Genomic DNA, 490 nt, shown 5'->3' with positions numbered 1-490 from the left:
ACTGCCGTCGCGGAGAGCCCGTCCGCGATGACGATGGCGAGGTCGAAGCCCGTCCCGGCCTCGTCCAGGACGGCGTCGCACTCGGGATGGAGCGTGCGGCCCCTGTCCGGGCGGCGCAGGTATTCGGCTCGGTCAGCGCCGTTCGAGCACACCCCGCCCGAGCCTGTCCCCGGCCGCGAGGCCGGGCCTCTCGCCGGTCCGCACAACGACCGCCCGCGCCTTCCGCCGCGCTCCCACGGGATCGCCGGGCGCCACCCGCCCCTGGGTGGCGATGGCGCGGGGCGCGCGGCTCCCGCTGGCCCGCTACGCTCCCGCCGTCAGCGCCGTCACCGCCGGCCCCGCGTTGAGGGCAACTGCCGTCGCGGAGAGCCCGTCCGCGATGACGATGGCGAGGTCGAAGCCCGTCCCGGCCTCGTCCAGGACGGCGTCGCACTCGGGATGGAGCGTGCGGCCCCTGTCCGGGCGGCGCAGGTATTCGGCTCGGTCAGCG

Annotated in this window: 1 protein-coding gene and 1 pseudogene; both read right to left on the bottom strand. The window is 76.7% G+C overall.

Annotated features, from left to right (window positions below):
• On the bottom strand, nucleotides 1-152 hold a 152-nt coding region (locus MKK52_RS02505), incomplete at its 3' end, for an ethanolamine ammonia-lyase light chain EutC (protein WP_409564610.1).
• Nucleotides 133-471 (bottom strand): annotated as a pseudogene (locus MKK52_RS02500) (ethanolamine ammonia-lyase light chain EutC). The pseudogene MKK52_RS02500 and the gene MKK52_RS02505, both read right to left, overlap by 20 nt.
• Nucleotides 472-490 lie beyond the last annotated feature (19 nt).

The organism is Methylobacterium sp. J-067 (assembly GCF_022829465.1).
GTDB classification, from domain to species: Bacteria; Pseudomonadota; Alphaproteobacteria; order Rhizobiales; family Beijerinckiaceae; genus Methylobacterium; species Methylobacterium litchii.
The sequence above is the reverse complement of the archived record's forward strand: the minus strand, read 5'-3'. Positions and strand labels throughout refer to the sequence as shown.